The 11,013-nt window shown below is 71.9% G+C and carries 1 protein-coding gene; it reads left to right on the forward strand.

Going from position 1 to position 11,013, the window contains the following annotated elements; genetic code table 11:
- Window positions 1–9: 9 nt before the first annotated feature.
- Window positions 10–10,995, forward strand: coding sequence for an amino acid adenylation domain-containing protein (locus ABD858_RS22080; protein ID WP_345040298.1), 10,986 nt, complete (start codon window positions 10–12; stop codon window positions 10,993–10,995).
- Window positions 10,996–11,013 lie beyond the last annotated feature (18 nt).

The raw sequence follows: 11,013 nt of genomic DNA on the forward strand, positions 1-11,013 counted from the left end.
AGATTCGACATGAGTTCGTCCATGGACGGGCGCCGCCCGCTCACCGCGGCCCAGCAGGGTGTCTGGTACGCGCAGAAGCTGAACCCGGACAACGTCTTCCTGGTCAGCGAGTACCTGGAGATCCATGGCGCGATCGACGAGGATCTCTTCGACCGGGCGCTCACCGTCTCCCTGGAAGAGCTGGAAACCGCCACGGTCCGCTTCGCCGAGGACGACGACGGCGTGTGGCAGTACCCCGTCCCGGCACGGATCCAGCTGGAGCACGTCGACCTGACGGGCCGTGCCGACGGCCGGGAGACCGCCGTGCGGATGATGGAGGAGCGGCTCACCCACCCCATCGACATGGAGGACGGGCCGCACTTCCACGACGTCCTGTTCAAGCTCTCCGAGGACCACTACCTCTACTACCAGCGCAATCACCACATCATCGGTGACGGCGCCGGCGGCCGCATGTACACCCAGCGGCTCGCCGAGATCTACACCGCGCTGGTGCGCGGCACCGAGTACGGCCCGCGCACCTTCGCCACCCTGGACGAGTTCATCGCCCAGGACACCGAGTACCGCGCGTCCGGGAAGTTCACCAAGGACCGCGAGTTCTGGCAGGCCCAGCTGGCCCGCAAGCCCGAGCCGGTCAGCCTCACCGCGAAGACCGCACCCGCCTCCGCCGGCTTCCGGCGCAGCACCGCCCCCGTCCCCCCGCAGCTCATGGAGCAGCTGAAGCAGGTGTCCCGGGAGAGCCGCGCCACCTGGCCCATCGGCCTGGTCGCCGCCGTCGGCGGCTATCTGCACACGGTCACCGGCGCCCGTACCCTGCCCATCGGATTCCCCCTGCAGGCCCGCGCCACCCCGGTGCTGCGCACCACCCCCGGTCTGGTCGCCAACATCCTGCCCCTCGTCCTCGACATCACCCCGGCCATCACCTTCGCCGAACTGCTGCGACAGTGCGTGCTCGAGGCCCGTGCCGTCATGCGCCACCAGCGCTACCGGCAGGAGGACATCGCCCGCGATCTCCAGGCGGCCGGCGGCGGCAGCCGGCTCGCCAGCGTGGACGTCAACGTCATGCCCTTCGACTACGACACCACCTTCGACGGGCACCCCGTCACCGCCCACAACCTCTCCAACGGTGTCGTCGACGACATCGAGATCAGCGCCCTCGACCGCAACGACGGCAAGGACGTCCAGCTCAACTTCGACGGCAACGACGCCCTCTACACGGCCGAGGAGATCGCCGCCCACCACGCCCGCTTCCTCCGCTTCCTGGAGCGGGCCCTGGCCGCCCCCGACACCCCCATCGGCCGTATCGACACCCTCGACGATGCCGAACGGCACCAGCTCCTCGTCGAGTGGAACGACACCGCGAACACCGACGACGGCGGTCTGAGCCACATCGCCGAACGCGTCCGGGAGCACGCCGCGACCCATCCCCACAGCATCGCCGTCGTCGACGACCACGGCGAGACCGACTACGCCACGCTCATCGCGCGCGCCGCCCTCGTCTCCCGCAGGCTGCTCGAAGCCGGCGTCGGACGCGGCGACGTGGTCGGCCTGCTGACCGCGCCCGGAGCCGGATTCATCGCCTCGGTGCTCGGCACCATGGGCATCGGCGCCGCCTACGTCCCGCTGGACTCCGGCGCCCCGATCGCCCGCACCGTCTCCCTGCTGGAGCGCTGTCGGGCCACCGCGCTCGTCGCACCGGCGGAACTCGGCGAGCTCGCCGCGGAGGCGGCCGGCCGTGCCGCGCGTACGGTCCGTACGGTCGCCGAGCCGGACACCGAGGAGGCCGCGCAGGCCCTGAAGGGCGGCACGGACGAGCCGCCTTCGCTGCCCGAGGTCGTCGGCGGTGACGACGACCTCGCGTACATCATCTTCACCTCGGGTTCCACCGGCGCCCCCAAGGGCGCCATGGTGCACCACCGCGGTATGAACAACCATCTGCTGGCCAAGGTCGAGGACTGCGCGCTCACCGCCGCCGACACGGTTGTCCAGAACGCCCCTCTGACCTTCGACATCTCCGTCTGGCAGATGCTCGCCCCGCTCGTCGTCGGCGGCCGGGTGCGGGTCGTGGGCCGGGACACCGCGGCCGACCCCTGGGCGCTGTTCGCGCTCACCGCCGACGAGCGGATCCCCGTGCTCGAGGTCGTCCCCTCCCTGCTCCGCGCCGCCCTCGACGGCTGGTCCGGCGCGGGCTCCGAACCCCCCGCCCTGCCCGACCTGCGCCTGCTGATGGTCACCGGCGAGGCGTTGCCCCGCGAGGTCTGCGAGCGCTGGCTCCGAACGTACCCGGGCATCCCGCTGATCAACGCCTTCGGCCCCACCGAGTGCTCCGACGACGTCACCCACGCCGTCATCGACTCACCCGACCGCATCGCCGACGGTGCCGTCCCCATCGGCCGGGCGGTGCGCAACACCCGCCTGTACGTCCTCGACGACCGGCTGCAGCCGGTCCCCGTCGGCACCCCCGGCGAGCTGTACGCGGCCGGCACCGGCGTGGGCCGCGGCTACCTCGACGACCCGGTCCGTACCGCGGCCGTGTTCACCGCCGACCCCTTCTCCGACGAGCCCGGCGCACGCATGTACCGCACCGGTGACTACGTACGGTTCGACGCCGAGGGCAGGCTCGTCTTCCTGGAGCGCCGCGACCACCAGGTCAAGATCCGCGGACACCGCATCGAGCTGGGCGAGGTGGAGTCGGTCCTCGCCGGACACCCCGGGGTCGGCCAGGCCGTCGTCGTGGTCCGCGAGGACCGTCCGGGCGAGCACCAGCTGGTGGCCTATGTCGTCGGCGAGGCGGAGCCGCACGCGCTGAAGGACCACGTGGCGTCGCGGCTGCCCGCTTACATGGTGCCGTCCGCGTTCGTGGCGCTCGATGTCCTTCCGCTGACCCCCAACGGCAAGCTGGACCGCAAGGCGCTCCCGCGGCCCGAGACCACTGCCGGTGAGGGCCGCGCCCCGCGCACCCCGCAGGAGGAGATCCTGGGCCGGCTGTTCGCCGAGGTGCTCGGCGTCGAGCGGGTCGGCATCGACGACAACTTCTTCGAGCTGCGCGGACATTCGCTCCTCGCGACGCGCCTGGCCGGCCGTGTCCGCTCGACCATGGGCGCCGAGGTCTCGGTCCGCGACGTCTTCGAAGCGCCCACCGTGGCCGCCCTGGCCCAGCGGATCGGTGCCGGCGTCGGCCGGCCCGGCCGCACCGCGCGCTCGGCGGTGCGGGTGATGGAGCGGCCCGAGGCGCTGCCGCTGTCGTTCGCCCAGCAGCGGCTGTGGTTCCTGGACCGGCTGGAGTCGGAGGGCGGGACGTACGTCATTCCGCTGGCGATCCGGCTGGACGGGCCGCTGGACGTGGACGCGCTGCGCGGGGCGCTCGACGCGGTCGTCGGCCGGCACGAGGCGCTGCGCACGGTTTTCCCCGACGTCGACGGCGAGCCCCGGCAGATGATCCTGCCGACGGCCCGGGTGCCGTTCGCGGTACGGGAGACCGCTGAGGACGAGCTGGCCGGCGCACTGAGGGAGGCCGCCGGTCACACCTTCGACCTGGCGAACGAACTGCCGCTGCGGGCCGAGCTGTTCCGTATCGCTCCGGACGCTCATGTGCTGCTGGTCGTCCTGCATCACATCGCGGGTGACGGCTGGTCGCTGGCGCCGCTGATGCGGGACCTGGAGGCGGCCTACCTGGGCCGTGAGCTGCCCGCCCTGCCCGTGCAGTACGCGGACTACGGGCTCTGGCAGCGTGAGGTCCTGGGGTCGGAGGACGATCCGGAGAGCCTGGTCTCGCGGCAGCTGGCGTTCTGGCGGGAGCGGCTGGAGGGCCTGCCGGAGGTGCTGGAGCTGCCGGCCGACCGTCCCCGCCCGCCGGTCGCCTCCTACCGGGGCAGCCGGACGGGCTGGCGGCTGGACGCCGGCATGCACGAGGCGCTCACGGCGCTGGCCCGGGAGACCGGCGCGAGTGTGTTCATGGTGCTCCAGGCGGCGGTCTCCGCCCTGTTCTCGCGGCTCGGCGCCGGGACCGACATCCCGCTGGGCACGGCGGTGGCCGGGCGTACGGACGAGGCACTGGAGGACCTGGTCGGTTTCTTCGTCAACACGCTGGTGCTGCGTACGGACGTGTCGGGCGCTCCGTCCTTCCGCGAGCTGGTCGACCGGGTGAGGGAGACCGACCTCGCGGCGCTGGGACACCAGGATGTGCCGTTCGAGCGGCTGGTGGAGGTGCTCAACCCGGAGCGCTCGCTGGCCCGGCACCCGCTGTTCCAGGTGATGTTGCTGCTCCAGAACACCCCCGAGCCGGACCTCGACCTCCCCGGCATCACGCCCTCGCTGGAGGGCATCGCCGGCGGCATCGCGAAGTTCGACCTGACTCTCGATCTGCGCGAGACCTTCGACGAGCAGGGCCGCCCGGCGGGTATCGAGGGCGAAGTGGAGTACGCCCACGACCTGTTCGACCTGGAGACCGTACGGAGGCTGTGCTCCCGGCTGGCCCGGGTCCTGGCCCAGGTCACCGCCGACCCGGAGCGGCACATCACCGACCTCGACCTCCTCGACGCGGCCGAGCGCACCCTGCTGCTGGAGGACTGGGGCAAGGGCGAGACTCCGGTGCAGGTCGCCGGCCTCGTGGAGCGTTTCGGGCGTCAGGTGGCGCGTGCTCCTGAGGCTGTGGCGGTGGTGTGCGGTGACGAGCGGCTGACCTATGCGGAACTCGGTGAGCGGTCGGATCTGTTGGCGCGGGTGCTGGTGGGTTGTGGGGTGGGTCCGGACCGGCTGGTGGCGGTGGCGTTGTCGCGGTCGGTGGATCTGGTGGTGGCGCTGTGGGCGGTGGTGAAGGCCGGTGGTGCGTATGTGCCGGTGGATCCGGATCTGCCGGCGGAGCGGATCGCGTACGTCCTGGGTGATGCCCGTCCCGAGTGCGTGGTGACCACGGCCGGGCTGGCGGACCGCCTGCCGGTCGGGGGCGCCGAACTGGTGCTGCTGGACGAGCTGCCCGAGCCGCCTTTGGGCGTCGAGTTCATGGCTGCTTCGTCCGCCGACCTCGCGTATGTGCTCTACACCTCGGGTTCGACGGGCCGGCCGAAGGGTGTGGGGGTCACGCGGGGTGGTCTGGAGAACGTCCTCGCGGATATGGGGGAGCGGTTCTCGGTCACGGAGGAGGACCGTTTCCTGGCGGTGACGACGTTCGGGTTCGACATCTCGAACGTGGAGATCTTCGTGCCGTTGCTGGCCGGTGCCCGTCTGGTGCTGGTGGAGCGGGACGTGGTGCTGGACCCGGTCCGGCTGGGCGTCCTCATCGAGGAGTCCGGCGCGACCTTCATGCAGGCCACGCCGACGTTCTTCCGGACGCTGGTCTCCGAGGTCCCCGAATCGCTGGCCGGCCTGCGCGTCCTGATGGGCGGCGAGGCGATCTCCGCTGCTCTGTCGGACGCCGTACGGGCGGTGGCCCGGGACATGACCAATGGTTACGGGCCGACGGAGACGGCGGTCTATTCGGTGGTGGGCCGGGTGGAGGTGCCGGAGGGTTCGGTGCCGGGGATCGGGCGGCCGGTGGCCGGCACGGATGTGTATGTGCTGGACGATCGGTTGCGGCCGGTGCCGGTGGGTGTGCCGGGTGAGTTGTACATCGCGGGTGCGGGTGTGGCCCGTGGGTATGTGGGCCGGGCGGTGTTGACGGCGGAGCGGTTCGTGGCCGATCCGTTCGGCGGGGCAGGGTCGCGGATGTATCGCACGGGTGATGTGGTGCGGTGGTGTGCGGACGGCACGCTGGAGTTCGTCGGCCGGGCCGATGACCAGGTGAAGATCCGTGGTTTCCGTATCGAGCCGGGTGAGATCGAGGCGGTGCTCGCCTCGCACCCGCAGGTCGGCAAGGCCGCGGTGGTGGTCCGCGAGGACCGGCCCGGCGACAAGCAGCTCGTCGCGTATGTGGTCGGTGAGGCCGAGACCGGTGCACTGAAGGAGTACGTCGCGTCGCGCGTGCCCGGCTACATGGTGCCGTCCGCGTTCGTGACGCTGCCCGCCCTTCCGCTGACGGCGAGCGGGAAGCTGGACCGGCGTGCTCTGCCCGCGCCCGAGTACACCTCGGCGGGGGAGGGCCGTGGCCCGCGCACCCCGCAGGAGGAGCTGCTGTGCGAGGTGTTCGCCGGTGTGCTGGGTGTGGAGCGGGTCGGGATCGACGACGGTTTCTTCGATCTGGGCGGGCATTCGCTGCTGGCGACGCGTCTGGTGAGCCGGATTCGTTCGGTGGTGGGCGCCGAGGTCGAGGTGCGTACGGTGTTCGAGTCGCCGACCGTTGCCGGGCTGGCGCCGCGTCTGGATCTGTCGACTGCGGCGCGCGTGTCGGTGCGGCCGGTGGAGCGGCCGGAGGAGGTGCCGCTGTCGTTCGCGCAGCAGCGGTTGTGGTTCCTGGACCGGCTGGACAGTGCGGGCGGGATGTACAACATCCCGTTGGCCATCCGCCTGGAGGGGCCGCTGGATGTGGCCGCTCTGCGTGCGGCGGTCAACACGGTCGTCGCCCGGCACGAGTCCCTGCGCACCGTCTTCCCCGAAACCGACGGCCGCCCCCGCCAGTTCGTGTGGTCGAATGCCGAAGTCGACCTGCCCGTAAGGGTGATCGGTGAGAGCGATCTACTCGGCTCCCTGACCGCGGCGGCGGGCCACAAGTTCGATCTGTCGGACGAACTTCCCCTGCATGCCGAGCTGTTCGCCGTCGCTCCGGAGAACCACGTCCTGCTGCTGGTGCTGCATCACATCGCGGGTGACGGCTGGTCGCTGGCGCCGCTGATGCGGGACCTGGAGGCGGCCTATCTGGGCCGTGAGCTGCCCGTTCTGCCGGTGCAGTACGCGGACTACGCGCTGTGGCAACGGGACGTGCTCGGCTCCGAGGACGACCCGGAGAGTGTCATCTCCCGGCAGCTGGCGTTCTGGAAGGACCACTTGGCGGGCCTGCCGGAGGTGCTGGAGCTGCCGGCCGACCGTCCGCGCCCGTCGGTGGCCTCGTACCGGGGCGGCCGGGTGGACTGGCGGATGGACGCCGAGACCCATGCGGCCCTGACGGCGCTGGCCCGGGAGACCGGAGCGAGCCTGTTCATGGTGCTCCAGGCCGGGCTCTCCGCGCTGTTCTCCCGGCTCGGCGCGGGCACCGACATCCCGCTCGGCACGGCCGTCGCCGGCCGTACGGACGACGCGCTGGACGACCTGGTCGGCTTCTTCGTCAACACCCTGGTCCTGCGCACCGACACCTCCGGTGACCCCACCTTCCATGAGCTGGTCGACCGGGTGAGGGAGAGCGACCTCGCGGCGTACGCGCACCAGGATGTGCCGTTCGAGCGGCTGGTGGAGGTGCTCAACCCGGAGCGTTCGCTGGCCCGGCACCCGCTGTTCCAGGTCATGCTGGCCCTGCAGAACACCCCCGAGCCCGACCTCGACCTGCCCGGCATCACGCCCTCCGTCGTGGACGTGACGGGTGCACCGGTCAAGTTCGACCTGCTCTTCGACCTGCGGGAGACCTTCGACGCCGAGGGCCGGCCCGCCGGCCTCGAAGGTTCCGTCGAGTACGCCCAGGATCTCTACGCCCCGGAGACCGTGCGGGCGCTGTGCTCCCGGCTCGCCCTGATCCTGGGCCAGGTCACCGCCGACCCCGGGCAGCACCTCTCCGGACTCGACATCCTCGACCCCGCCGAGCGCGAGCAACTGCTCGGCGAGTGGAGCACGTCGCAGCGCGTCGCGCCTCAGCTCTCCCTGGTGGAGTTCTTCGAGCAGCAGGTCCTGGAGACCCCGGACGCCGTCGCCGTGGTCGGCGGCGACGAGGAGCTGACCTACGCGGAGTTGGATGCCCGGACGAACCGGTGGGCGCGGTTCCTGCGGGACCGGGGCGTCGGGGCGGGTACGCCGGTGGCGCTGCTGCTGGACCGTTCCGTCGAGCTCGTCGTCGCCGAGCTGGCCGTGATCAAGGCCGGGGGTGTCTACGTCCCGCTGCACGACGCGTACCCGGCCGACCGGCTGACCTGGATCGTCCAGGACGCTCAGGCACCCCTGCTGCTCACCGACCGGACCGAAGTGCCCGAGGCGCTGGCCGGAGCGGTGGACAGCGTGGTGGTCCTGGCGGACGCGGCGGCCGAGGCAGCCTCCCTCCCGGACACCGCTCCAGAGACCGGCGACATCGCGGCGGACCGGACCGCGTATGTGATGTACACCTCCGGAACGACCGGTCTGCCGAAGGGCGTTGTGGTCAGCCACGCCAATGTGGCGGATCTTGCCCTGGACCCGTGCTTCGACGGCGCCGCGCACGAGCGCGTCCTGATGCACTCCTCGCACGCCTTCGACGCCTCCACCTACGAGATGTGGGCGCCGCTGCTGCGCGGCGGCCGGGTCGTCATCGCGCCCGGAGGCCTGCTCGGCCCCGAGGAGCTGGCCACCGCGGTGAACAAGCACGGCGTCACCGCGACCTTCATGACCGCGGCCCTTTTCAACATGCTGGTGCACGAGGCCTCCGAGTCGCTCGCGGGCATGCGCGAGGTGTGGTTCGGCGGTGAGGCCGCGGACGTCGACGCGGTGGACCGGGCGCTGGAGCTGTGCCCCGGACTCCGGCTGGTGAACGGTTACGGGCCCACGGAGACCACGACCTTCGCGACCGCCTGGCCGGTGCCGGCCGACAAGACGCCGGGCGCCCCGGTGCCGATCGGCGGCCCGCTCGCGGGCATGCGCGGGTACGTCCTCGACGACGGCCTGCGGCTGGTGCCGCCGGGCGTGCCGGGCGAGCTGTATCTGTCCGGCAACGGGGTGGCCCAGGGCTATCTGGGCCGTCCGGGGCTGACGTCGGAGCGCTTCGTGGCGGACCCGTACGGCGGGTCCGGCGAGCGGATGTACCGCACCGGCGATGTGGTGCGCCGGTCCAGGGCGGGCGTACTGGAGTTCGTCGGCCGGGCCGACGACCAGGTGAAGATCCGGGGCTTCCGGATCGAGCCCGGCGAGATCGAGTCGGTGCTCGCCTCGCACCCCGGGGTGGCTCAGGCCGTGGTCCTGGTCCGCGAGGACCGTCCCGGCGACAAGCAGCTCGTCGCCTACGTCGTGGGCGAGCCGGAGCAGCTGCGGGAGTACGCGGCCGAGCGCCTGCCCGCCTACATGGTCCCGTCCGCGTTCGTCACCCTGGACGCCCTGCCGCTGACCGTGAACGGAAAGCTCGACAGGAAGGCGCTTCCGGCGCCGCAGCCGCCCACCGCCGTTCCGGGGGCCACGGTGACGCCGGGCACCCGGCGCGAGGAGATCCTCTGCGAGGTCTTCGCCGGTGTGCTGGGCCTGGAGACAGTCGGTATCGACGACGGGTTCTTCGACCTGGGCGGCGACAGCATCGCCTCCATCCAGCTGGTCAGCCGGGCCCGCAAGGCCGGTCTGGTGTTCACCGCCCGCGATGTCTTCGAACGCAGGACCGTCCGTGAACTCGCCGCGGTCGTCACCGAGGCGGGGGCGGACGTGGTGGCGGGACGGGAGGGCGTCGGCGCGATGCCGCTGACGCCGATCATGGAGTGGTTCCGGGCGGACGGCGGCCCGGTGCGGGAGTTCAACCAGTCGTATGTCGTACCCGTTCCGGCCGCACTGCGGCCGGAACAGCTGATCGCGGCCGTCGCGGCGGTCGTGGACCACCATGACGCGCTGCGGCTGCGGCTGACCCGGGACGACGACGGCTGGTCGCTCCAGGTGCCGGAGCCGGGCTCGGTTCCGGTGGCCGAGCTGGTCCACCGGGTCGACGTCGCGGGCCTGGACGAGGCCGCCGTACGGGAGACCATGGCCCGTGAGGCGGGCGTCGCGCGGACGGGGCTGGACCCCGAGCGCGGTGTGATGGCGCAGCTCGTCTGGTTCGACGCCGGTCCCGAGGCGGACGGCCGGCTGCTGCTGGTCGTCCACCACCTGGTGGTGGACGGGGTGTCCTGGCGGATCCTGCTGCCGGACCTGGCGGCCGCCTGGCGGTCGGTCGTCGCGGGTGAGCCGGTGGAGCTGGAGCCGGTGGGTACGTCCTTCCGGGGCTGGGCCATGGCGCTGGCCGAGGCGGCGGCGCAGGGCCGCTGGACGGCACAACTCCCGGTGTGGGAAGGCATACTGTCCGCCGGGCGGGGCCCGCTCGGCGCGCGGGCGCTCGATCCGGTCCGCGACACGGTCGCGACCGCACAGTCCGTGACGCTCGCCCTGCCCGCCGACGAGACCGAGCACCTTCTGACCACGGTCCCGGCCGCGTTCCGGGCGGGTGTGAACGACGTCCTGCTGACCGCGCTGGCGCTGGCACTGCGCGAGTGGGCCCCGGATTATGCCGAGAACGGGGTGCTGCTGGACGTCGAGGGCCACGGCCGGTACGAGGACGTGCTGGACGCCGGTCACGACTTGTCCCGTACGGTCGGCTGGTTCACCAGCATGTACCCGGTACGCATCGACGCGGGCAAGCTGTTCTGGACGGAGGTCACAGCAGCGGGCCCCGAGGTCGGCGGTGCGCTGAAGCAGGTCAAGGAGCAGCTGCGGGCGGTGCCCGACCAGGGTCTGGGCTACGGACTGCTGCGCCACCTCAACCACCGGACCTCCGCGGTCCTCGCGGCCGGCGCGACTCCGCTCATCGGGTTCAACTACCTGGGCCGGTTCGCCACCGACACCGGTGACGGACGCGCCGCCCACTGGGTCTCGGTCGGCGACACCGACGCCGGTGCCGGAGTCGGCGAGGGCGAACTGCCCTTCGCGCACGCCCTGGACATCAACGCGGCAACGCAGGACACCGAGGACGGGCCCCGCCTCCGGGCCACGCTGTCCTGGCCCGGAGCCCTGTTCGACGCGACGGCGGTCCGCGCCCTGGCGGACCTGTGGCACCAGGCGCTGCGGGCGCTCGCCACGCACGCGGAGAACCCGGACGCCGGCGGGCTGACCCCCTCGGACGTGTCCCTGGTCCCGCTCACCCAGCACCACATCGACCTGCTGGAGGAAGAGGAAGCCGATTACGACGACTTCGACGACGAACTCGACGAGTACGACGCCTGAACCGACTCGTGTGACGGA

The organism is Streptomyces sannanensis, from assembly GCF_039536205.1.
GTDB classification, from domain to species: domain Bacteria; phylum Actinomycetota; class Actinomycetes; order Streptomycetales; family Streptomycetaceae; genus Streptomyces; species Streptomyces sannanensis.